We start from the raw sequence: 22,213 nt of genomic DNA on the forward strand, positions 1-22,213 counted from the left end.
TAGGGTGTGCCTTCTTCTCAACAGGTAACCCCCGCCTGAAGGTGAGGCACAGATGACTAAATGGCTCGCGCGCCTGGCGGCGCTCGGGGTCGTGTTTTTACTGACCGTCCAGGGTCAGGCCGCCCTGGCTGACCCCCCTGCGGGTAAGAAGGTTCTGCGCATCGGCTCGACGCAGTCCGTCGACTCGATGAACCCGTTCAAGGCGGTTCGCCTCATCGCGGGTCAGTTGCAGCGCTGGTCTTACCTGTTCCTCACCACGCCCGACCCCAAGACCCTGGCGCCCAGCCCGGATCTGGCGGAGTCGTGGGAGACCTCGCCCGACGGTCTCACGTGGACGTTCAAGATCCGCGACACCAAGTGGTCGGACGGCACCCCCGTGACCGCCCACGACGCCGCGTGGACCTTCAACAAGATCATGACGGACGACAAGGCCAAGACCGGCAACGGCCCGGCCGTCGAGAACTTCGAGACCGTGACGGCCACCGACGACCGCACCCTCGTCATCAAGACGAAGGCGCCGCAGGCCTCCATGCTGGAGAATCCGATTCCGATCGTGCCGAAGGCCGCCTGGGAGAAGCAGGCCGACATCGGCGCGTACGAGGCCGAGGACAACCCTGCGGTCAACGGCATGTACATCCCGTACGAGCAGAAGAAGGACCAGTACGTCAAGCTCAAGGCCAACCCGAACTACTGGCGCGGCCAGGCCAAGATCAACGAGCTGCAGGTCATCTTCTACGAGAACCCCGAGGCCGCGATCGCCGGTCTGAAGAAGGGTGAGATCGACCTCATCGGCCGCCTGGCCGCCCCGCAGTACGAAGCGGGCGCGGGCGACGCGACCATCACGCAGTGGAACACCCCCGGCCGTCGTGCGGCCTACCTGCAGATCAACCACGGCGCCACCACCAGCGACGACAAGCCCGTCGGCGACGGCCACCCGGCGCTGAAGGACGTCAAGGTACGGCAGGCGCTGCACTACGCGATCGACAAGCAGGCCCTGGTCGACCAGGTCCAGAACGGCCTGGCCGTCCCCGCCGACGGCTCGATCGTGCCGCCGATGTACCAGGACTTCTTCTGGCAGGCGGAAGGCGCCGACAAGGTCGCCTTCGACCTGGCCAAGGCCAACCAGATCCTCGACGACGCGGGCTACAAGAAGGGCGCCGACGGCGTCCGCACCATGCCCGACGACCCGAGCAAGAAGCTGGAGTTCCGCTTCACCATCCACACGGAGACCCCGACGGAGGAGAAGCTGGCGCAGTACCTCACCGGCTGGTTCAAGGAGATCGGCATCACGCTGACGACCAAGCAGCTCGACTCCAACCAGTTCACCGAGGAGACCGGCTCCACCGCGCTCTTCGACATCGCCATCAGCGGCTGGTCGGTCAACCCCGACCCGGAGGAGGTCCTGGCCACGCACCTGTGCAGCCGGCGGCCCACCCCGACCGGTGACGGCGGCGGCACCGAGTCGTTCTGGTGCAACAAGGAGTACGAGGACCTGTACACCAACCAGCTCAAGGAGCTGGACCGGGCCAAGCGCGCCGACCTGATCAAGCAGATGCAGAAGAACCTCTACGTCAACGCTCCGGTCATCGCGATCTACTACCCGAACAACCTCGAGCTCTACCGCAAGGACAAGATCACCAGCATCGAGCCGGTGCCCGCCGGCCGCAGCGGAGAGGGCATCCTCTACGGCGGCAGCAGCGGCTGGCCGATGTACACCGCCGACGTGAAGGCCGACCCCGGCAGCGCGACCGCCTCGGGCGGCGGCTCCAACACCGGCCTGATCATCGGCATCATCGGCGGTGTGGTCGTCCTGGGCCTGGCCGGTGTCCTGCTCGCCAGGCGCCGCAAGACCACGGCGGACGACCGAGAGTGACCGCTCCGATCGACACGGGACCCGCCGCCGAGGTGGCGGCGGGTCTTCCCGAGGATCGCCCCGCCCGCGGCACGCTCCGCTACGCGCTGACCAAGGTGGGCGGGGCGCTGGTCAGCATCGCCATGGTGATCGTGGCGACGTTCTTCATGTTCCGCCTGATCCCCGGCGATCCGGTCATCGCCTACACGCGCGACGTGCCGCTCAGTCCCGACCAGATCGAGCTGCTGCGCAAGCAGATGGGGCTGGACCAGCCGGTGTTCAACCAGTTCGTCGACTTCGTCGTGCGGGCGGTGCGGTTCGACTTCGGCACCTCCTACGAGTACCGGCGGCCGGTCATGGACCTGATCGGCGAGAAGGTCGGCTCCACGCTCCTGCTCACCGGCGTCGGCCTGGTCATCGCGGTCAGCCTGGGCCTGTGGCAGGGCACCCGCGCGGCCTGGAACCACGGCGGCCGCTTCGACCGCTACTCCACCGCGATCTCACTGGTGCTCTGGTCGGTGCCGACGTTCTGGCTCGGCCTGCTGCTGCTCATGACCCTGGCCGCGGGCATCGGCCCGATCCCGGGCATGTTCCCCACCCGGGGCATGGACAGCGTCGACGCGCCCGACGGCTTCGCCTACATCCTGGACGTCGCCCATCACATGGTCCTGCCCTGCCTCACCCTGGTCGCGGTGGTCTACGCGCAGTACCTCCTGGTCATGCGCTCCTCGCTCCTCGACGAGATCGGCCAGGACTACGTGACCACGGCCAGGGCCAAGGGACTGCGCGACGACCTGGTACGGCGCCGCCATGCCGTACCCAACGCGCTCCTGCCGACGGTCACGCTGGTGTTCATCCACATCGGCTTCGTGGTCGGCGGCGCGGTCACGGTCGAGTACGTCTTCTCGTGGCCGGGCCTCGGGCTGTTGTTCGTCGAGGCGATCAAGGGACCCGACTTCCCGGTGATGCAGGGCGCGTTCCTGGTGGTCTGCATCGCGGTGATCATCATGAACACGCTGGCCGACGTGGTCTATCACCTGCTCGACCCGAGGGTGAGGGCGGCATGACAACCATCGTCTGGGAGCGTCGCAAGGCCGGGCTCGGCCGGTTCTGGCAGCAGTTCCGCAAGCAGCGGGCCGGCGTGGTGGGCGCGGTGATCCTCGGCCTGGCCGTGCTCATCGCGTTGCTCACGCCCCTGATCAGCGACGCGTCGATCATGGACGTGACCAAGGCCACCGGCAAGGACATGGATCCGCCGAGCCTCGACTACCTCCTGGGCACCGACGAGTCCGGCCGGTCCGTGCTGCAGATGCTCATGTGGGGCTCGCGCGTCTCGCTGTTCATCGGCTTCCTGGCCGCCCTGCTCAGCATGGTCATCGGCACGGTCGTCGGCATCGCCGCCGGCCACTTCCGCGGATGGTTGTCGGCGGGGCTGATGCGCGTCACCGACTGGTTCCTGGTGCTGCCGTCGCTGGTGCTGGCCCTGGTGCTCTCCGCCATCCTGGGCGGCAGCAGCTTCACGATCATCCTGGCGATCGGGGTCACCTCCTGGGCCTCCACGGCCAGGCTGATCCGGGCGCAGACGCTCGCGGTCGAGGCCAGGCCGTACATCGAGCGGTCGAAGGCGCTCGGCGCCGGCCACTGGCACATCATGACCAGGCACGTGCTGCCCAACGTGGCGCCGCTCGTGCTGGCCAACACCACGCTCCAGGTCGCCAGCGCGATCGTCGCGGAGTCCACGCTGGCCTTCCTCGGCGCGACCACCGGGTCGACGTCGTGGGGGAGCATGCTGCGCGGCGCCCGCGACTACGGCGCGCTGACCAACGGCGCGTGGTGGTACATCCTCTCGCCCGGCCTGTGCATCGTCGCGGTGGTGCTGGCCTTCACCCTCTGCGGCCGTGCGCTGGAGGCCGTGCTCAACCCACGTCTGCGAGGGGTGTCCCGGTGAGCCTGCTCTCGTTGCAAGACCTGTCCGTCACCTACCGCATCGCCTCCGGCGAGGTGGCCGCGGTGCGCGACGTCTCTCTCGACCTCGGTGCCGGCGAGGCGCTGGGCATCGCGGGCGAGTCGGGGTCCGGCAAGTCGACGTTGGCCATGGCGTTGCTGCGGCTGCTTCCCAGCGGTACGCGCGTCGACGGCCGGATCCTGCTCGACGGTGAAGACGTCGCCGCGATGAAGTGGGGGCGGCTGCGCGCGGTGCGCTGGGCCTCCGCGTCGATCGTCTTCCAGGGCGCCCAGCACGGGCTCAACCCGGTCAGGCGCATCGGCGAGCAGATCGCCGAGCCGATGATCGTCCACGGGACCACCAAAGAGCCCGACAAGCGGGTGGCCGAACTCCTGGCCCAGGTCGGCCTGCCCGCCTGGCGGGCGCGTTCCTACCCGCACGAGCTCTCCGGCGGCCAGCGGCAGCGCGTCATGATCGCCATGGCGCTCGCCTGCGAGCCACGGCTGATCATCGCCGACGAGCCGACCACCGCGCTCGACGTCATGGTCCAGGCGCAGGTGCTGACGCTGATCAAGAAGCTGATCGCCGAGCACGGCATCTCGCTGATCATGATTTCGCACGACCTGTCGGTGCTGGCCGACATGTGCGACCGGCTCGGCGTCATGTACGCCGGGCGGCTCGTCGAGGTGGGACCCTCTCACGAGGTGTTCCACGACGCCAAGCACCCGTACAGCCGGGCGCTGGCCGCGGCCTTCCCCACGGTCGGCGACCCGGCCTCGCGCATGGCGCCCAAGGGCCTCGGCGGCGACCCGCCCGACCCGATGGACATGCCGGCCGGGTGCCCGTTCCATCCTCGCTGCCCGGTGGCGCTCGACACGTGCACCTCCATCGACGTGGAGTTGTGGCCCGCCGGCGAGCGCCGCAGCGCGGCGTGCGTGCACGTGCTGCCTGATCCGCCTGTTTCCGAGACCGGTGGCAGCGAGCCGAGCAAGACCTCAGTGGAGGCGACGTGACCGAGGTGCTCACCGGACGCAAGACCCTGCTGGAGGCCCGCGACCTGCACGTGCAGTTCGCCTCGCGCGGACGCAAGGCGCGGGCCGTCGACGGGGTCAACCTCGCCATCGGCGAGGGCGAGATCGTCGCGCTGGTCGGGGAGTCGGGCTGCGGCAAGACGACCCTGGCCAGGACCCTGCTCGGCCTGGAGCGCCCCACCTCGGGCCAGGTCCTGTACGGCGGGGGCGGGCTCGATTACGGCTCGCGCGCGCTGAAGGCCTACCGCCGCGAGGTCCAGCTCGTGCTGCAGGACCCGACGGGCTCGCTCAACCCCCGGCACACCGTCTACGAGGCGGTCGCCGAGGGCCCGCGCATCCACGGGCTGGCCGACGAGCAGGAGATCGTCCGCGACGCGCTCTCCCGCGCCGGGCTGCGGCCTCCCGAGCGGTTCTTCCTGCGTTATCCGCACGAGCTGTCCGGCGGGCAGCGCCAGCGTGTGGTCATCGCCGGAGCGCTGGCCCTGGCGCCGCGGCTGCTGGTCGCCGACGAGCCGGTGGCCTCGCTCGACGCCTCGGTGCGGGGCGAGATCCTCGCCCTGCTGCTGCGGCTGCGCGAGGAGCTGGGGTTGTCGGCGCTCGTCGTCACCCACGACCTGGGGCTGGCGTGGAACATCGCCGACCGGGTCGCGGTCATGTATCTGGGCAGGATCGTCGAGTCGGGTCCCGTCGAGCAGGTGCTCACCGCTCCTCGGCATCCGTACACACAGGCGCTGCTGTCGGTGCTGCCGGAGTCGCCGGAACCGGTCGTGCTGACCGGCGAGCCGCCGGACCCCACTCGGGTGCCCGGCGGCTGCCGGTTCCATCCGCGGTGCCAGGTATTGGGCGCCGGCAGGGCCGCCGAGGCCGGTGTGGACGGCAAGTGCAAGGGTGAGCCGCTCGCCGTCCTGCCTGCCGTACCTGAACCGCAGGTGGCCTGTCACTACGCGGCGGCCACCGGCGAGTAGTCGATGGCGGGCCCGCCGGCCAGGACCTGGCTGGCGCGGCCGTCCACGCCGACCGGCACGTCGCCCGCCACGGTCACCCGGTGCAGGCGGCGCGGTCCCGCGAAGTCGTGCACCACCCGGTGCTGGGTGGCGCGGTTGTCCCAGACGGCCACGTCACCCGGCGCCCAGCGCCAGCGCACGGTGTTCTCCACGCTGGTGACGTGCTCCTGCACGAGCTTGATCACGCTGTTCGACAGGTGCGCCGGATAGCCGGAGATCCGGCGGGCGAAGTCGCCGAGCAGGATCGAGCGCTCGCCGGTCTCCGGGTGCACCCGCACCACCGGGTGGAGCGTCTCGAACACCGTGGAGGCGAAGATCTCCGCGTACTTCCTGGTGCGTTCGGGGTCGTCGGAGAAGGCCACGCGCGCGTAGTCGTACTGGTTGGTGTGCACCGCGTGCAGCCCGTCGAGCAGCGCCCGCAGCTCCGACGGGAGCGTCTCGTAGGCGGTGACTGTGTTGGCCCACAGCGTGTCGCCTCCCGCGGGCGGCAGCTCGATCGCGCGCAGGACCGAGGCCAGGGGCGGGCGCTCGATGAAGGTGACGTCGGTGTGCCACCGGTCCACCTTCTGGCCCTTGCTGTAGTCGAGGTCGAGGACGTGCCCGCCGAGCGAGGGCAGCGTCGGGTGGCCCGTGGTCAGCTCGCCGAGGCTCTTGGCGAAGGCGATCTGGCCTTCCTGATCGAGGTGGTCCTGGCCGCGGAAGAAGACGACCTTGCGGGAGAGCAGGGTCTCGCGCACCTGGGCCACGGTGTCCGCGGACAGATCGCCGCCGAGCTTCACGCCTGAGATCTCGGCGCCGATGCGGCCTGCCACTGGGGTTACGGTGAAGGACGACATGTCCTCGATTCTCCACACATTAGGTAGGAAATACAAGAAATGCGAGAATCGGCCATGGATTTCGGCATCCTCGGCCCCCTGGTCGTCCGCTCGGCCGACGGCGAGGAGATCGCCGTCGGCGGGCCCCGGCCGCGCGCGCTGCTGACGATGCTGCTGCTCAACGCTGGGCGGGTCGTCTCGCTGGAGCAACTGATCGACTGGCAGTACGGCGACGCGCCACCGGCCGGCGCGTCCAACGCGGTGCAGGCACAGGTCTCCCGGTTGCGGCGCCATCTGCCCGTCGAGTTCGACGCCGTCGGTTACCGGCTGGCGGTGCCCGCGCGATCCGTCGACGTGCACCGGTTCGAGGCCTTGGCAGGGGAGGGGCGGCGGCTGCTGGCCTCCGGGCATCCCGCGCCGGCCGCCGCGGCGCTGCGTGAGGCGCTGGCGTTGTGGCGCGGCCCCGCCCTACCCGACCTGCCCTTCGGGGAGGCGCAGGTGGCTCGGCTGGAGGAACTGCGGCTGTCGGCCCTGGAGGACCTGGCGGAGGCCGGGCTGCGCCTGCCGGGGGGCGGTGCGGAGGCCCAGGGGGCCGGAGGTGCGTCCGTGGCCGCGCTGCGGGAGCTCGTCGACGCTCATCCGCTGCGTGAACGCCTCGTCGGGTTGCTCATGCGGGCGCTGCAGCAGGCCGGGCGGCAGGCGGAGGCGCTGGCGGTCTTCGACGCGGCCCGGCGGCGGCTCGCCGACGAGCTGGGCGCCGATCCCTCGCCCGAGCTGGCCGAGCTCAACGTGGCGATTCTGCGCGCCGAGCGGCCCGCTCCCCGGGCCGGGGTGGCGGCGCCGCTGACGAGCTTCGTGGGCCGCGAGGCGGAACTACGCTTCCTGGGGGCGCAGGCCGGTGGACGTGGCGCCGGCCCGTCCCGCCCGTCGCCGTCCGCGGACGCCGTCGAGGGCGCCAGGCCCCGGCTGACGACGCTCGTGGGACCCGGCGGGGTCGGCAGGCCCCGGCTGACGACGCTCGTGGGGCCCGGTGGGGTCGGCAAGACGCGCCTGGCCACCGAGTTCGCCGCCCGGGAGGCGGGCGAGGTCTGCTTCGTCGACCTGTCGCCCGTCTCCGACGAGGCCGGCGTCGCCCCGGCCGTGCTGCGCGCGCTCGGCGTGCGCGAGAGCGGCCTGCAGCCCGTCGGCGACCCCGCCGACCGCCTGGCCATCGCCCTGGCCGACCGCGACCTGCTGCTCGTGGCCGACAACTGCGAGCAGGTGGTCGTCGCCGTCGCCAGGCTGATGCGGCGCCTGCTGGGCGAGTGCCGCGGACTGCGCGTCCTGGTGACCAGCCGGGAGGCGCTGGGCCTCACCGGCGAGACCCTCGTCCCCCTCGCGCCCCTGCCCGCGCCGCCGCTCCCGGCCTCGCCCGGCCAGGGAGCCGCCGAGGCCGCGGCCTACCCCGCCGTGCGCCTGTTCTCCGACCGGGCGGCAGCCGTACGGCCCGGCTTCGAGCTCACCGACGCCAACGCCGGCGCCGTCACGGCGATCTGCGCCACCCTCGACGGCCTGCCGCTGGCCATCGAGCTCGCCGCGGCCCGGCTGCGCACCTTCCCCGTCGAGGAGATCGCCGCCCGCCTGGCCGCCGACGGGCGTTTCCGGTTGTTGTCCAGGGGCGACCGTACGGCAGCCGCCAGGCACCAGACCCTCACCTCCGTGGTCGGCTGGAGCTGGGACCTGCTGACCTCGGAGGAGCAAAGGCAGGCCGCCCGGTTCTCGATCTTCGCGGGCGGGGCGACGCTGGAGGCCGCCGAGGAGATCTGCGGCGACGTCACCGACCTCGTCGACAAGTCCCTGGTCGTGATCGACGGAGGGCGCTACCGCATGCTGGAGACGATCCGCCTCTTCTGCGCCGCCCACCAGCCACCCGGGGTCGCCGCCGAGCACGCCGCCTACCACCTGGAGCTCGCCCGCCGCGCCGACGGTCACCTGCGCGGGGCCGAGCAGCTGGAATGGCTGGCCACGCTCACGGCCGACCACGCGAACCTGATGGCCGCCCTGCGCCACGACCCGCTGACCGGACGGCAGATGATCTCCGCGCTGGCCGCGTACTGGTGGCTGAGCGGGCGCAGGAGCGAGGCGGGCGAGCTGGCGGCGGGGCTGCTGGAGGAGCTTCCTGGCCAGGAGGAGAGCTACGTCGCCTGCGTCGTGCACGCCGTACCCAGGGCGCGGCCGCCGCACTGGGAACGGGCGGCCGCGATCATCAGGGGCACGCGGACGCCGTTCCGTCATCCGTTCGTCGTGGCGATGTTCGGCATGCTCGCCGGGCCGTTCGACTCCGACAACGTGACGTTGCTGGACAGCGAGCCGTGGACCCGGGCGCTCAACCGGCTCGGCCGCGCGCTGCTGCTGGCCATGGGCGGCGACCCCGCCGGCGCCGAGCGGGAGCTGGAGGCGGTGCTGGCGGCCTTCCGCGAGCTGGGCGAGCGGTGGGGCGTGGCGCAGGGGCTCGACGGGCTGGCGATGGTGGCGACCTGGCGCGGCCAGTGGCAGCGTGCCCGCGCACTGCGGGAGGAGGCGCTGGTGTTGCTGGAGGAGCTCGGAGCGCTGGAGGAGTGCGGCGACATTCTCGTACGGCGGGCGGAGGCGCTCGTGCGTGAGGGCGATCTCAAGGGGGCGGCCGACGACTACCGCCGGGCGGACGAGCTGTTCCGCAAGGCCGGCCAGCCAGGGCGCTCGACGCTGGGGCTGGGGGAGCTGGCCCGGCTGGAGGGGCGGCTGGAGGAGGCGGGCACGCTGCTGGAGCGGGCGCTGGCGGAGGCCGGTCAGGGCGGCTTCGTGGTGGAGGGCGCCAAGGCCAGGGCACTGACGGCGCTGGGGCGCCTTTCCCGGGTCAGGGGCGACGCCCCCGATGAAGCCCGAGCGCTCCACGAGCGTGCTGTGGGGCTGGCGCGGCGCTCGCCTCTGGTCAGCGACCTGGCCGACGCCGTGGAAGGCCTGGCCGGTGCCGTACCCCCTGACGACGCGGCCCTCCTGCTCGGCGTCGCCGTGGCCCTGCGCGGCACGGCCGCCGTCGGCGACCCCGACGTCGCGCGGACCGCCGAGACCGTCCGCGACCGCCCCGAGGTCTTCGCCCGCGGGGCCGCGATGAGCCGCGAGGAGGCGCTGACAACCCTCGACCGGATTGTCAGCGACTGATCAATCACCTGTCAGCGCCGCTCACGACCCTGTACCCATGACGAACACCACCACGGTCCTGATCTCCGGCGCGAGCATCGCCGGCCCCGCGCTCGCCTACTGGCTGGCCCGCGACGGCGCCACCGTCACCATCGTCGAGCGGGCCCCCGCCCTGCGCCCCGGCGGTCAGGCGGTCGACTTCAAGGGCGAGACCCACATGGAGCTCCTGCGCCGCATGGGCATCCTGGAGGAGGTGCGGCGCCGCCAGACGGGCGGCGCCGACGTCACCTTCGTCTCCCGCGACGGCGAACCGCTCGCGGTGATGCCGGGCGAGTTCACCGGCGGCGACCTGGAGATCCTGCGCGGCGACCTGTCCGAGATCCTCCACGACCTGACCTCGTCGACCTGTGAGTACGTCTTCGGGGACTCGATCACCTCGCTGACCGAGACGGCCTCGGGCGTGCACGTGACCTTCGAGGAGGGCGCGCCCCGCACCTTCGACCTGGTCGTCGGCGCCGACGGCATCCACTCCAACGTGCGCCGGCTGGCCTTCGGCCCCGAGAAGGACTACGTCAAGCACCTCAACTACTACTACGCCCTGGTCGACATGGCACCCATCACGCACGAGGCCGTCGGCTACAACGAGCCAGGACGGATGGTGCAGGTCGGCGGCTCGAAGTCGCCGACGTTCTTCGTCTTCTCCTCGCCCGAGCTCACCTACGACCGCTACTCGGCCGACGAGCAGAAGCGGATCCTGCTCGACGCCTACCGCGGGCTGGGCTGGCGCGGTCCGGAGATCCTCACCGCCCTGGCGGGGGCGACGGACGTCTACCTCGACTCGATCGGCCACGTCGAGATCGACCGCTACTCCACCGGGCGCGTGGTGCTGATCGGCGACGCCGGCTACGCGCACACCCTCGGCGGGATCGGCACCGGCCTGGCCCTGACCGCCGCCTACGTGCTGGCCGGTGAGCTGTCGCAGGCCGACTACCGCACGGCTTTCGACAGGTACGAAAAGATCCTCAGGTCCTTCGCGAAGGGCGCCGCCCAGGGCAACGCCGGGCGGTTCCTCGCGCCGCGCAGGAGGTACGGCATCTGGCTGCGCAACCTGCTGTTCCGCAAGCGGTTCCTGCTCGACCGGATGGCCAAGGAGGGGGAGAAGCGCGCAGCCGGGCAGCACCGGCTGCCCGACTACAGCTTCGCGTGAACGGCGCTCCGTCAGCGGAACGACGCCGCGTTCTCGCCGGCCCACTGCGCGAAGGAGCGCGCCTTCCTCCCCGTGACCTCCTCGACGGTCGGCACCACGGTGTAGCCGACCTCGGGGGTGTTGCCGAGCGCGTCGACCAGGAACTCGATCGTGTCCTGCCCCATGCCGAACCCCGCCCACATCTCGCGGGCCTGCTCCTCGGTCAGCTCCTCGAAGCGGATCTCCTTGCCGATCGCCTCGCTGAGCTGCCGGACCTTCTCCGTGGTCCGCACCGCTTCCGGGCCGGTCAGCGTGTAGGTGCGACCGCCGTGGCCGCCCTCGACGAGCACGGTGGCCGCGACCGCCGCGATGTCGCGCTCGTGCACCATCGCGCTGAGCCGCTCGCCGTACGGCTCGCGGATGACACCCTGGTAGCGCACGCTGTCGGCCCACCACTGCAGCGTGTTCGACATGAACTCGACCGGGTTGAGCAGCGTCCACTCCAGCGTGCTTCCCGCCAGCGCAGTCTCCAGCGGGCCGTCGGCCCGCCCGCCGAGCACGGTCACCCGCTCGACGCCGGCTTCCGCGAGCACCTCCACGAGCTTGTCGCCGTTCTCGAGCGGCGCGTAGTCGTCGCCCGCGAAGTTGATCAGGTGGACGCCGACGACGCCCTTGAGCGCTCCGCGCAGGCTGCTGGGGTCGGCCAGGTCGCCGCCGACCACCTCGACGCCCGCGGGCAGGTCGGCCTTGGCCGGGTTCCTGGTGAGCGCACGGACCTGGACGCCCGCCTCGAGCAGCTCGGTGACGACGTGGCGGCCGACGGTGCCGGTGGCTCCGGTGACGAGGAAGGTCATGGTGATGCACCCCAGTTCTTTGTGGAACGGAACGATTGGTTCCACTATATCAGAACGGAACGATTCATTCCACAAATACCGACGGCCTCCCGGATGGGGGAGGCCGCTGGTATTTGTGGAGATCAGAAAGCGCTGATCGTGGCAGGGGCCCGTTCCGTACGGCTCAGCGCGCGGATCACCGCGGTCGGGCCATGGCGGTACACCGCGAGCTTGGCCAGCAGATCGACCACCGGCTCGATCACCTCGGCGGGCAGCTCGGGAGTCGAGATGCCCACGCTGGCCGCCAGGTCGTCGGAATGCACGACGATCTCCATCATGCGGGTCAGCAGGAAGTCGTCCAGATCGAGCGACCAGCCCGCCCACGGCAGGAAGACCACCCGCTCCGGCTCCTGCGCGGGCACGTCCCGGGTGAGGCGCCCGAGCAGCTGGGTGACCCTGGCCGTGAGCGTCTCCGGACCCTCCGAGGCGACCTTCTCACCGCCCTGCCGTACGCTCACGTTGCTCTCGTGATCGAGACCCGCCTGCACCCACGGCGAGCGCACGAAATGCTGCAGCACGGGAATCAGCTCGCCGCCGTTGCGGTCGGCCGCCAGCACGTCCTCGACGCGCACGAGCTGGTTGGCCAGGTGCGCGGCCAGCCCGCCCACCGAGAACTCCGTCAATGCGCTGGGCTTGTGCCAGGCGGCGGCCACCGCCGGATCGCCCAGCAACGACACCGCGGAGTTCGCGGCGAGCAGGTAGGACTCTCTGATCATTCGGTCGTTCCTCCTCGTGACGTGCTCATGATGTGACATGCGCGCCGTGCCTCGTGGCGCTCCTCGTGGCGCGCCTCATGACGTACTGAAAAGCGCGCTCACCGACTGCCCGTCGTGGATCCGGCGCATCGCCTCGGCCAGCGCCGGCGCGATCGACAACACGGTGAGCTTGTCGCTCGGCTTGGGAACCGGCACGGTGTTGGTGCAGACGATCTCGACCACGTTCGGCTCGGCGCTCAACCGCTCCACGGCCCCGCTCGCGAACAGCCCGTGCGTGCAGGCGATGCGCACGTTCCTGGCCCCCCGCTCCCTGAGCCGGGCGAGCAGCTCGATCACCGTCGACCCCTTGGCGATCTCGTCGTCGAGGACGATCACGTCCTTGCCGGCGACGTCGCCGATCACCGAACTGATGACCACCCGGTCGTCACTGAAACGCTGCTTGGCGCCCACCGCCACCTCGACGCCCAGCATACGCGCGAAGGCCGCCGCCTCCTTGGCGTTGCCCAGGTCGGGGGAGACCACCACCGTGTTGGCCAGATCGGCCTTCTGGAAATGCGCGGCCAGCTCGTTGAGCGCGTGCAGGTTGTCGACCGGGACGCTGAAGAAACCATGCACCTGCGGCGAGTGCAACGTCATCGTCAGCACCCGGCTCGCGCCAGCCGTGACCAGCAGATCGGCCACCAGCCGCCCACCGATCGAGATCCGCGGAGCATCCTTCTTGTCCGACCTGGCATAGGCGTAGTGCGGCATCACGACGGTCGTCCTGGCCGCGCTCGCCCCCTTCGCGGCGTCCAGCATGAGCAGCAGCTCCACCAGGTGTTCCTGCACAGGCGGGACGAGCGGCTGGATGAGGAAGACGTCACGCTCGCGGCAGTTGGCCTGGAGCTGGACCTCGAGACAGTCGTTGGCGAACCTGCTGACACGGACCGGATGGAGCGGAGTGCCGAGCTGGGCGCAGATCTCCTCAGCCAGCTCGGGGTGGGCACTGCCGCTGAACACTGTGATGTCGCGCACGAACTCTTCCTGACGCGGGCGGAATATCAGGGCCGTGCGGCAGCCTATCCAACGCCCTTTTGGTGGCTTGTGGTCAGGTATGCCGGACTGTCAACCACTCCGCGCTGACAGGCTGGTATCCCAGCTTGTCCGTCAGGAACTCGGCCACCGCGGTCATGTGATACGCCCCGTACAGCACCGCGACCATCAGCGGCTGCTGCTGCTTCATCTTGTAGATCTTCCCCAGGGCGGAGATGAGCTCCCTGTCCCGGTCCTCCACCGTGATGCGATTCCACGCCTTCGCGATGCGGTTCGTGGGCTGATCCTTGCGCGACGTGTCATCGATGTCGGGCAGATTGCTCGGGAACGCCACCCGGCTCAACCACGTCACCACCGCACCCGCGTCCGACAGGAGCTCGTCGAGCTTGGAGGGCGGGGTGTCCGAATGGAAGTGCTCCGGCCAGAGAATCGGGATGCCCAGCGACTCGATGTCCATCGCGACCACCTGATCGACCAGGTCGTCCAGCCGATACTCGGCCAGTCGCCGCAGGCGCTTCATCTCGGCCATGGGGTAACCCTCGGCCACGATCAGCCCGCAGCCCTTCAGGCGGGCGGTGATCTCTTCGTAGAAGGCGGGCTCCGCGATGTGGACCATGGGGAAGAGGACGAACTGCATGGGGATGCCGGGCCGACGGAACGTGATGACCGACGACCTTATGCTCGTGTCGCTCGACTCGATGAACCGCATCGAGATTGCCAACGCGCGAACGGGCTCAGTCGTTCCCGGTCTCGGCGGTCCGGTGGGTGGTGGGCTGCGCAGTGCGTGGCCTGCTCGCCCCTGCCTCCGCCACTCGCCCCGCCTCCGCATGCCCGCCTCCGCGCGCTCCGCCCCTGTTCGTCAGCTCCACGCGCTCGACCGTCCCCGCTGCACCCCGCGCTACGCCGCCTCGAGCGCCCAGCGAGCGGAGGTGCTGCGCCACCACCCCTTCGCCCGGCCCCCTCATGCGGCCGCATACTCCTGCAGTCGCGTCGAGCGCCCCGGGTGCCGGAGCTTGGACATGGTCTTGGCCTCGATCTGCCGAATCCGTTCCCGCGTCACCCCGTACACCCGCCCGATCTCGTCCAGCGTCATCGGCTCCGCCCCGGTGAGCCCGTACCGCATGGCGATCACCCCTGCCTCCCTCTCGGTCAGCGTCTCCAGGAGGTCGGCGATGTCCCTGCGCAGGAACTCGGCGTCCACCGCCATGGCCGGGTCGACGGCCGCGGTGTCCTCGATCAAGTCCCCCAGTTCGCCGCCGCTCTCCTCGCCGAGTGGTGTGTGCAGCGAGATCGGCTCCCGCCCGTAGCCCTGGATCTCGGTGACCTTCTCGGCCGTCAGCTCCGCCGCGGCGGCGAGCTCTTCGATGGTCGGTTCGCGGCCCAGTTCGACTCCCAGCTGGCGCTCGATGCGGGCGAGGCGGTTGATCTGCTCCACCATGTGGATGGGCACCCGGATGGTGCGGGCCTGGTCGGCGAGGGCGCGGCCGATGGCTTGCTTGATCCACCACGTGGCGTAGGTCGAGAACTTGAAGCCGAGCCGGTGGTCGAACTTCTCCACGGTCCGCATCAGTCCGACGTTCCCCTCCTGGATGAGGTCCATGAACGCCATCCCGCGCCCCGCGTAGCGCTTGGCGATCGAGACGACCAGGCGGAGGTTGGCCTCGAGGAAACGCTGCCTGGCGCGGCGGCCGTCCTCGGCGAGCCATTCGAGGTCGGCGCGCAGGGCCGGGTCGCAGTCGGGCTGGTTGTCCAGGCGCTCCTGGGCGAACAGCCCGGCCTCAATCTTCTCGGCCAGCACGACTTCCTCGTCGGCGGTGAGCAGGGGGATGCGGGCGATCTGGTTGAGGTATTCAGAGATCTGCATGGACCTAAGATTATGTCGAACCTAAGTTGTTGTCAACATAATTTTATGACTAACCTAAGAAGCGTGAACCTGAGGGAGCAGAAGAAGCTGGAGACCCGTGAGGCCATCTCGGACGCCGCCACCCGGCTCTTCGTGGAGCAGGGCTTCGAGAAGACCACGATCACCGAGATCGCGCAGGCCGCCCGCGTGTCCAAGATGACCGTCACCAACTACTTCGCGAGGAAGGAGGACATGGCGCTCGACCATCACGAGCAGTTCGTCGCCGGGCTGGCGGCCACGGCTGCCGCGCGGGGGGAGGGCGAGACGGTGTTCGCGGCGCTGAGGCGGAGCCTGCTGGAGGGGGTCGCGGCCCAGGATCCGATCATCGGGTTCGCGGGGCAGGAGTTCTCGCGGATGATCGCGGAGAGCCCGACGTTGGTCGCGCGGCTGCGGGATCTGCACGAGCAGCGGGAGGAGGCGCTGGCGTGGGAGTTCGGGGAGCTGGATGACGTGATGGCTCGGGCGGTGGCCGCGCAGCTGGCGGGGGCGCATCGGGTGATCTTCGCCGAGGTGCAGCGCCGTACGCTGGCGGGGGAGAGCAACGCCGAGATCGCGGCGGCGGTGTCGGGGGATGCGCGTCGGGTGTTCGATCTGCTGGAACCCTCCGTCGGGCGGTTCTAGTGTCGAGGGCGGCCGTCAGGGACCCGATGTCGAGGGCGGCCGTCGGGGACCCGACGGCCGCGTGGCGCGCCGGTCAGCCCGCCAGCTTCTCCAGCAGCCGGGCCTCCACCTCCGCGTCCAGTCCCACCCGGGGCCGGTCCGCCCGCTGGGGCGCCACGCCGCCGAGCTCCTGCAGCCACCTCCACGTGTCCTCCACCGTCTCCGCCAGAGGCCGGCACCGCACCGCTGCCTTCCGCGTGTCGAAGGCGTGCACAGAGTCGTACAGCTCGCCAGGCGGCGCCCAGATCGGCAGGTCCATCCATGGCCGCACCCCGGCGGCGAGCAGCGGCTCGGCTGGCACCCACCGCAGCTCCGCCCCGGATCCCGTCACCGACACGCACGTCTCCAGCAGCTCGCCCATGGTCGCGAACCCGGGAGGCCCGATGACGCTGTACGCGCCTCCCGCCGTCGTGTCGAGGCACCACTCGGCGAGGTCGCGCACGTCGATGTACTGCAGCCCGAGCGAGGCGGGCCCGGGGGCGAGGACCTGGCCGTCGCGGGCGATGCGGGTGAGCCAGTACGGCAGGCGCCCGATGTTCTCGTACGGGCCGATGATGAGCCCGGCACGCGCGAGTATGGCCCGATCGCCGAAGGCCTCCAGGACGGCGAGTTCGGCGCCGCGCTTCATCGGGGCGTAGTCGGCGTCGCCCCCGCCCGGGTCGCCGTCGATGACGGGCGCGTCCTCGGTGGAGCCGGGGGCGCTGGGATAGGTGTACACGGACGAGCTGGAGACGTAGACGTATCGCCCGGCGCGGTCCTTCAGCAGCTCGGCGCTGTCGCGCACGGCCGAGGGCGCCCACGACCAGGTGTCGACGACGACGTCCCAGGTGCCGGTGCGCAGCGCTGACAGGTCGGTGAGGCGGTCGCCGCGCAGCGCCGTGACGTCCGCGGGGGCCTGGTGGGTGCCGCGGTTGAAGACGGTCACGTCGTCGCCCCGCTGCAGCGCGGTCTCGACCAGGGCACGCCCGGCGAACTCGGTTCCTCCCAGCACAAGAAGTCGCATATCTGGGAGTCTGTCCGATTCGAGACCGGGAGAGGGCTGATTAAGCTCCTGGCGCATGCATCTTCTGCGCCTCAGCGAACAGATCGAGTCGATCTCCAGGACGTACGCCGACAGGGTGGGCATCGAGCGCGACGACGCCTGGTTCCTGCTCAAGCTCCAGGAGGAGATGGGGGAGCTCACCCAGGCCTACCTCATGCGGACGGGCCAGGCCAGGACCAGGGGGTTGAGCAGGGAGGAGATCGACCGCCGGTTCGGGGAGGAGGTGGCGGACGTGCTGTGCCATGTCCTGCTGCTGGCTCGCCACCATGGCGTGGACCTGGAGGGGGAGGTGGGTGCGAAATGGCTCGCCTGGCCCAGCCGTACCGATGACGCCGGCCGTACAAAAGAAGAGGCCCGCACCGAAGTGCGGGCCTCGGAGTGATCCTTTACGGCAGGACCGTGATGTGGGTCGGGGCCGGGGGAGCCACCGGCGAGTTGGCGCTCAGGTAGGCGACGAACGCGTCGATGTCCAGCGGGCCGCTCCACAGCGACTTGTCCGTACGGCCGGCGAACTGGGCGAAGGCGTCACCGCCGCCGACCAGGAAGTTGTTGACCGCGACCTTGATGGTCTGGGTGTCGGTCACCGGGACGCCGTCGATCTTCATGTCCGACACCTTGGTGCCCCAGGCGGCGCTCGTGGAGTAGGAGTAGGTGAAGTTCGAGGAGGGCTGCAGGATGCGGCCGGCCGCGACCTGGTTGTTCGGGCCGCCGGCGAACTGCTGCTCCAGCACGGTCTTGAGCTCGGCCCCGGTGAGGGTGATCACCTGGGTGAGGTTGTTGAACGGCTGGACCGCGAAGGCCTCGCCGTACGTCACGACGCCGTCGCCCTCGCTGCCCGACTGGGTGAAGGTGAGGTCGGTGCGGACGCCGCCGGGGTTCATGAAGGCGATCTGCGCGCCGCCGTCGGCCTTGGTGGCGGCCAGCTGCGAGTCGGCGATCAGGTTGCCGAGCGGGAACTCGCCGGAGGCGGCCGGGGCGCGGCCGATGTTGGCGGTGATGGTGCCGACCTGCTTGTTGGCGACGGCGGAGACCGCGGTCTTCCACTGGCCGACGAGCGTGTCGATGGCGGCGTCGGGCGCGTAGAGCCTGCCGGTGTACGGCCCGCTGTTGACGGTGCCGCCCGCGTTGGTGATGTACGCCGCGGGGGTGGCGACGACGTGGTTGTCGGCGACGACGGAGGCGCGGTCGACGTCCTTGGTGCGCGGGTTGACCTTGAAGTCGATCTGGGTGAGCACGCGGCCGAAGGAGGAGCCCTGCGTGTAGACGCGGCGCTGGCCCTTGGGGTCGGCGGTCTCGCAGATGTAGGCCTGGTGCGAGTGGCCCATCACGACGACGTCGACGGCGGCGTCGAGGCCCTTGGCGATGACCTCGCCGGCGGTGCCGACCTTGCTCGGGCAGGCGTCGGGGCTGGCGACGGCGACGGCGTCGCCCTCGTGCACCAGTGCGACCTGGACCTTGACGCCCAGCTTGGACAGCCACTTGGAGGCCCGGTTGCCCGCCTCGACCTCGTCCTGGAAGGTCAGGCCCTGGATGCCCTCGGCGGTCACGATCGTCGGCGTGGTCTTGGTGACCAGGCCGATGTAGCCGACCTTGACACCGTTGACGATCTTGATGCTGAACGGCGCGATCGGGTAGCGGCCGCGCTCGTCGACCACGTTGGCGGCGAGGTACTGGAACTCGGCCCCCCGCCAGCGGCCGCCAGGAGCGGGCGCGCAGCCGTCGACCGGGTGGCAGCCGCCGTTCTGGATACGCCTGAGCTCGGCGATGCCCTCGTCGTACTCGTGGTTGCCGACGCCCGAGACGTCCAGGCCGAGCTTGCCGAGGATCTGCACGGTGGGCTCGTCGTGGTAGGCGGCCGAGATCAGCGGCGAGGCGCCGATCAGGTCGCCGGAGGCCACGACGTTGGTCTTGCCTGCGGCCCAGTGTTCCTTGACGGCGGTGGCCAGGAAGGCGGCGCCGCCGGTGCCCTGGACGAAGACGCCGTTCTCGTCCAGGATGCGGCCGCTGGACCCGGCGGGGGTCTCCAGGTTGCCGTGGAAGTCGTTGATCGTCAGAAGGCGGACGGAACCGTCCTTCTTCGGGGGCTTGGCCGCTTCTGCCGGGATGCTCGCCAGAGCGAACCCGCCCGCGGCCACGGCTCCGGCCACCGCGAGCCGGAGGAGGGTACGTGAGGTCATGTGGGAGAACGTTACGGGGTGTAGCTATGCATCAAATGTCGCAAAGGTAACGATTCATCTGTCCTGCTTATGGCGTTGTTTGCCAGTCCGGCACCTAGAGTTCGAGCTGTGAGTGCTTCTGTGGAGATCAAGGAACGCCTGAGCGATCACGACATTGCCGAAGTCCTCGGTGTCGTGGAGGCCGCGACCGATGCGGACGGGGTGCGCCCGCTCAACGAGCACGTCATGCTGCACCTGCGCTACGGCGGCGACGACCAGGCCCGCTCCGTGCTGCTGCGCGTCGGCTCGGAACTGGCCGGCTACGCGCACGTCGACCCCACCGACGAGGTGGAGGGTCCCAGCGGGGAACTGGTGATCCATCCGTCGTTCCGTCGTCAGGGGTACGGCAGGCGGCTGCTGCGTGCCGTACTGGATCTGACCGGCGGCAGGCTGCGGTTGTGGGCGCACGGCGGCACGCCGGGGTCGGACGCACTCGCCCGGTCGGCGGGGCTGGAGCGGGTCCGGTCGTTGTGGCAGATGCGGCGCTCGCTCTACGCCCCGCTCCCCACCGTGCCGATGCCGGAAGGGGTGGTTGTGCGCACCTTCGTCCCTGGACAGGACGAAGAGGAGTGGCTGAAGGTCAACGCCGCCGCCTTCGCCCACCACCCCGAGCAGGGCGCGTGGACCATCGACGACGTGCGGCTCAGGGAGAGCGAGTCGTGGTTCGACCCCGCCGGCTTCTTCCTGGCCGAGCGCGACGGGCGGATGGTCGGATTCCACTGGACGAAGGTCCACGGATCGCACGATCACGGACACGAGCCCATCGGCGAGGTCTACGTGGTGGGCGTGGACCCGTCGCAGCAGGGGACCGGGCTGGGCAAGGCGCTGACCATGGTGGGACTGTGCCACCTGCGCTCGCGCGGCCTGGCCCAGGCGATGCTCTACGTCGACGAGGACAATCCGGCCGCGATCCGGCTCTACACGGGGCTCGGCTTCAGCCGGTGGGACGTGGACGTGATGTACGCCTCGACTCCCTCGGAAAACTGAAAAGCGGTACGGCAGAGCCGTACCGCTTGTTCGGTTCCGTGTGCCTATTCCACGATCCAGTAGAGCGGGAAGAAGCACAGCGCGGCCACCAGGGCTGCCATCGGGATGGTCAGCACCCACGCGGTGACGATGTTGCCCGCCACGCCCCAGCGAACCGCTGACAGGCGCTTGGTCGAGCCGACACCCATGATCGCGCTGGTGATCGTGTGAGTGGTGGAGATGGGAGCGCCGAAGCCGATCGCCGCGCCGTACAGGACGGTTGCGGCGGCGGACTCGGCCGCGAAACCCTGCGGAGGGTCCAGCGCGATGATGCGCCGGCCGAGGGTGCGCATGATGCGCCAGCCTCCGGCGTACGTGCCGAGCGAGATCGCGCCCGCCGCGGACAGGATCACCCACTGCGGGATCGGGTCGCTCTCGCCGACGTAGCCGCCGACGAAGAGGGCCAGGAAGATCACGCCCATGGTCTTCTGCGCGTCCTGCAGGCCGTGACCGAGCGCCATGGCGGCCGCACTGACCGTCTGGGCGTAGCGGAAGCCGCGGTTGGCCTTGCCCGGCTGGGCGTTGCGGAAGATCCAATAAATCGCGATCATGATCAACGCGGCGAGCGTGAAGCCGACGACCGGCGAGAGGATCATCGGGATGACGACCTTCTCGACGATCCCGCCCCACAGCACGGTGCTGTCCTGGCCGGGCGGGGCCGGGACCATCGCGGAGGCCAGGGCGCTGCCGACCAGGCCACCGATCAGCGCGTGGCTGGAGGAGGAGGGCAGACCGAAGTACCAGGTGATCAGGTTCCACGTGATCGCACCGATCAGGCCGGCGGCCACGATCACCAACCCGTGATTGCCCTCGGGTGTGGTGATGATGCCCTTGCCGACCGTCTGCGCGACCTGGGTGCCCAGGTGAGCGCCGATGAAGTTCATCGCCGCCGCCATGAACAGCGCGGCCCGCGGCGTCAGTGCCCGGGTCGACACCGACGTCGCGATGGCGTTCGCCGCGTCATGGAAGCCGTTGGTGTAGTCGAACGCCAGAGCGATGATCACCACGCCGATGACGAGGAACAGCGTGAGGTCCACTTAGCTTTCCTTGACCGCGATCGACTCGATCGTGTTGGCCACGTGCTCGAAGTGGTCGGCGGCAGCTTCGAGCTGGTCGATGACCTCCTTCATCTTCATGACGGTGAGAGCGTCGTACTCACCGCTGAAGAGCTTGGCCAGCAGGCGCCGGTAGACCTGGTCGGCCTGGTTCTCCAGGCGGTTGACCTCGATCCAGTACTCGTTGAGGTTCTTCATCGAGCGCAGGCGGGGCATCGCCTCGGCGGTCAGCTCGGCTGCCCGCTCAAGCACCTCGACCTGGCGTACGACGTCCTTGGGGAGGTGGTCGATCTGGTACAGCACGATCAGATCGCTGGCAGCCTCCATGGAGTCCATCACGTCGTCGAGGTTGCTCGCGAGGCGATAGATGTCCTCGCGGTCGAACGGCGTGATGAAGCTCTCGTTCAACCGGTTCATGATCGCATGAGTGCGCTCATCACCGGTGTGCTCGCAAGCACGCATCTTCTCGGCCAGGCCTTCCCTGTCCGAGCCGTCGCTGATGATCTCAACCAGCAACCGTGATGCGGTGACCAGGTTGTTCGCCGAGTCGGCGAACAGGTCGTAGTAGCTGTCCTCACGTGGCGTGAGACGCAGACGCACGTCGATCTCCAGATGTGCGGGGATGGTCCGCAGAGAAGGGTACGGGTAGCCCGCAGAAACGCGAACTTCACCCACTCT

At 69.9% G+C, this 22,213-nt stretch carries 20 protein-coding genes; 10 read left to right on the top strand and 10 right to left on the bottom strand.

The genetic code is table 11. The features are described from left to right. Positions 1-52 precede the first annotated feature (52 nt). From ACIBH1_RS27175 to ACIBH1_RS27195, 5 genes are read left to right on the top strand one after another with little or no spacing between them, the layout of a single operon-like run. Positions 53-1,873, top strand: coding sequence for an ABC transporter substrate-binding protein (locus tag ACIBH1_RS27175; protein WP_397316738.1), 1,821 nt, complete (start codon positions 53-55; stop codon positions 1,871-1,873). Beyond that, positions 1,870-2,919, top strand: coding sequence for an ABC transporter permease (locus ACIBH1_RS27180; RefSeq protein WP_397316739.1), 1,050 nt, complete (start codon positions 1,870-1,872; stop codon positions 2,917-2,919). Before ACIBH1_RS27175 ends, ACIBH1_RS27180 begins: the two co-directional genes overlap by 4 nt. Beyond that, positions 2,916-3,800, top strand: coding sequence for an ABC transporter permease (locus ACIBH1_RS27185; RefSeq protein ID WP_397316740.1), 885 nt, complete (start codon positions 2,916-2,918; stop codon positions 3,798-3,800). Before ACIBH1_RS27180 ends, ACIBH1_RS27185 begins: the two co-directional genes overlap by 4 nt. Then, positions 3,797-4,810, top strand: coding sequence for an ABC transporter ATP-binding protein (locus ACIBH1_RS27190; RefSeq protein WP_397316741.1), 1,014 nt, complete (start codon positions 3,797-3,799; stop codon positions 4,808-4,810). Before ACIBH1_RS27185 ends, ACIBH1_RS27190 begins: the two co-directional genes overlap by 4 nt. Continuing rightward, the gene (locus ACIBH1_RS27195; protein WP_397316742.1) at positions 4,807-5,793 is read left to right on the top strand and encodes an ABC transporter ATP-binding protein; all 987 of its coding nucleotides are present in this window, start codon (positions 4,807-4,809) and stop codon (positions 5,791-5,793) included. Before ACIBH1_RS27190 ends, ACIBH1_RS27195 begins: the two co-directional genes overlap by 4 nt. Here the strand turns inward: ACIBH1_RS27195 and ACIBH1_RS27200 are convergent. Continuing rightward, positions 5,769-6,644 carry a TauD/TfdA dioxygenase family protein gene (locus ACIBH1_RS27200; protein WP_397316743.1) on the bottom strand — a complete coding sequence of 292 codons (876 nt, stop codon included), beginning with the start codon at positions 6,642-6,644 and terminating at the stop codon, positions 5,769-5,771. The two genes, ACIBH1_RS27195 and ACIBH1_RS27200, sit on opposite strands and share 25 nt — an antisense overlap. 78 nt (positions 6,645-6,722) lie before the next feature. Between ACIBH1_RS27200 and ACIBH1_RS27205 the strand changes: the two genes are divergently transcribed. Both ACIBH1_RS27205 and ACIBH1_RS27210 read left to right on the top strand, forming a co-directional pair. Beyond that, positions 6,723-9,827: an AfsR/SARP family transcriptional regulator gene (locus tag ACIBH1_RS27205; protein WP_397316744.1), complete on the top strand. Its 3,105-nt coding sequence runs from the start codon at positions 6,723-6,725 to the stop codon at positions 9,825-9,827. Between the two features lie 37 nt (positions 9,828-9,864). After that, positions 9,865-11,013: an FAD-dependent monooxygenase gene (locus tag ACIBH1_RS27210; RefSeq protein WP_397316745.1), complete on the top strand. Its 1,149-nt coding sequence runs from the start codon at positions 9,865-9,867 to the stop codon at positions 11,011-11,013. An 11-nt stretch (positions 11,014-11,024) separates the two neighbouring features. On the opposite strand, the gene ACIBH1_RS27215 is transcribed toward ACIBH1_RS27210, so the two are convergent. From ACIBH1_RS27215 to ACIBH1_RS27235, 5 genes are all read right to left on the bottom strand, one after another. Beyond that, on the bottom strand, positions 11,025-11,846 hold the full coding sequence (locus ACIBH1_RS27215; protein WP_397316746.1) for an NAD(P)H-binding protein: 822 nt from the start codon (positions 11,844-11,846) through the stop codon (positions 11,025-11,027). Positions 11,847-11,968: 122 nt separating this feature from the next. Then, positions 11,969-12,601, bottom strand: a complete 633-nt coding sequence (locus ACIBH1_RS27220; RefSeq protein WP_397316748.1) for a maleylpyruvate isomerase N-terminal domain-containing protein — start codon at positions 12,599-12,601, stop codon at positions 11,969-11,971. A gap of 75 nt (positions 12,602-12,676) precedes the next feature. Continuing rightward, positions 12,677-13,615, bottom strand: coding sequence for a ribose-phosphate diphosphokinase (locus ACIBH1_RS27225; protein WP_397316749.1), 939 nt, complete (start codon positions 13,613-13,615; stop codon positions 12,677-12,679). Positions 13,616-13,688: 73 nt separating this feature from the next. Next, positions 13,689-14,342, bottom strand: coding sequence for a hypothetical protein (locus tag ACIBH1_RS27230; RefSeq protein WP_397316750.1), 654 nt, complete (start codon positions 14,340-14,342; stop codon positions 13,689-13,691). Between the two features lie 252 nt (positions 14,343-14,594). Then, a complete protein-coding gene (locus ACIBH1_RS27235; RefSeq protein ID WP_397316751.1) occupies positions 14,595-15,497 on the bottom strand; it encodes an RNA polymerase sigma factor in 903 nt (300 codons plus the stop codon). Positions 15,498-15,560: 63 nt separating this feature from the next. Here ACIBH1_RS27235 and ACIBH1_RS27240 point away from each other — a divergent pair, with 63 nt between their 5' ends. Continuing rightward, entirely contained in the window at positions 15,561-16,157 is a 597-nt protein-coding gene (locus ACIBH1_RS27240) for a TetR/AcrR family transcriptional regulator (RefSeq protein ID WP_397316752.1), read from the top strand. A gap of 73 nt (positions 16,158-16,230) precedes the next feature. On the opposite strand, the gene ACIBH1_RS27245 is transcribed toward ACIBH1_RS27240, so the two are convergent. Continuing rightward, complete coding sequence (locus ACIBH1_RS27245) at positions 16,231-17,199, bottom strand: NAD-dependent epimerase/dehydratase family protein (protein ID WP_397316753.1); 969 nt, start codon at positions 17,197-17,199, stop codon at positions 16,231-16,233. A 55-nt stretch (positions 17,200-17,254) separates the two neighbouring features. Here ACIBH1_RS27245 and ACIBH1_RS27250 point away from each other — a divergent pair, with 55 nt between their 5' ends. Beyond that, entirely contained in the window at positions 17,255-17,620 is a 366-nt protein-coding gene (locus ACIBH1_RS27250) for a pyrophosphatase (RefSeq protein ID WP_397316754.1), read from the top strand. Between the two features lie 4 nt (positions 17,621-17,624). Here ACIBH1_RS27250 and ACIBH1_RS27255 read toward each other — a convergent pair whose 3' ends face one another. Further along, positions 17,625-19,415: a bifunctional metallophosphatase/5'-nucleotidase gene (locus ACIBH1_RS27255; protein ID WP_397316755.1), complete on the bottom strand. Its 1,791-nt coding sequence runs from the start codon at positions 19,413-19,415 to the stop codon at positions 17,625-17,627. A gap of 108 nt (positions 19,416-19,523) precedes the next feature. Between ACIBH1_RS27255 and mshD the strand changes: the two genes are divergently transcribed. After that, entirely contained in the window at positions 19,524-20,441 is a 918-nt protein-coding gene (gene mshD, locus ACIBH1_RS27260) for a mycothiol synthase (RefSeq protein ID WP_397316756.1), read from the top strand. 44 nt (positions 20,442-20,485) lie between these two features. Here the strand turns inward: mshD and ACIBH1_RS27265 are convergent, their stop codons facing one another. After that, positions 20,486-21,517 (bottom strand): anion permease, encoded by a 1,032-nt coding sequence (locus ACIBH1_RS27265; protein ID WP_397316757.1) that lies wholly within the window; start codon positions 21,515-21,517, stop codon positions 20,486-20,488. Next, the gene (locus tag ACIBH1_RS27270; protein WP_397316758.1) at positions 21,518-22,135 is read right to left on the bottom strand and encodes a DUF47 domain-containing protein; all 618 of its coding nucleotides are present in this window, start codon (positions 22,133-22,135) and stop codon (positions 21,518-21,520) included. Between the last annotated feature and the right edge of the window lie 78 nt (positions 22,136-22,213).

The organism is Nonomuraea sp. NPDC050663 (genome assembly GCF_044456985.1).
Lineage (GTDB): Bacteria > Actinomycetota > Actinomycetes > Streptosporangiales > Streptosporangiaceae > Nonomuraea.

Bases quoted from the DNA above. Each gene is read 5' to 3' on its own strand.
- ACIBH1_RS27205 (WP_397316744.1), top strand. From the start codon at position 6,723: ATGGATTTCGGCATCCTCGGCCCCCTGGTCGTCCGCTCGGCCGACGGC.
- ACIBH1_RS27245 (WP_397316753.1), bottom strand. From the start codon at position 17,199: ATGCGACTTCTTGTGCTGGGAGGAACCGAGTTCGCCGGGCGTGCCCTG.
- ACIBH1_RS27255 (WP_397316755.1), bottom strand. From the start codon at position 19,415: ATGACCTCACGTACCCTCCTCCGGCTCGCGGTGGCCGGAGCCGTGGCC.
- ACIBH1_RS27185 (WP_397316740.1), top strand. From the start codon at position 2,916: ATGACAACCATCGTCTGGGAGCGTCGCAAGGCCGGGCTCGGCCGGTTC.
- ACIBH1_RS27215 (WP_397316746.1), bottom strand. From the start codon at position 11,846: ATGACCTTCCTCGTCACCGGAGCCACCGGCACCGTCGGCCGCCACGTC.
- ACIBH1_RS27175 (WP_397316738.1), top strand. From the start codon at position 53: ATGACTAAATGGCTCGCGCGCCTGGCGGCGCTCGGGGTCGTGTTTTTA.
- ACIBH1_RS27235 (WP_397316751.1), bottom strand. From the start codon at position 15,497: ATGCAGATCTCTGAATACCTCAACCAGATCGCCCGCATCCCCCTGCTC.
- ACIBH1_RS27230 (WP_397316750.1), bottom strand. From the start codon at position 14,342: ATGCGGTTCATCGAGTCGAGCGACACGAGCATAAGGTCGTCGGTCATC.
- ACIBH1_RS27210 (WP_397316745.1), top strand. From the start codon at position 9,865: ATGACGAACACCACCACGGTCCTGATCTCCGGCGCGAGCATCGCCGGC.
- ACIBH1_RS27220 (WP_397316748.1), bottom strand. From the start codon at position 12,601: ATGATCAGAGAGTCCTACCTGCTCGCCGCGAACTCCGCGGTGTCGTTG.
- ACIBH1_RS27250 (WP_397316754.1), top strand. From the start codon at position 17,255: ATGCATCTTCTGCGCCTCAGCGAACAGATCGAGTCGATCTCCAGGACG.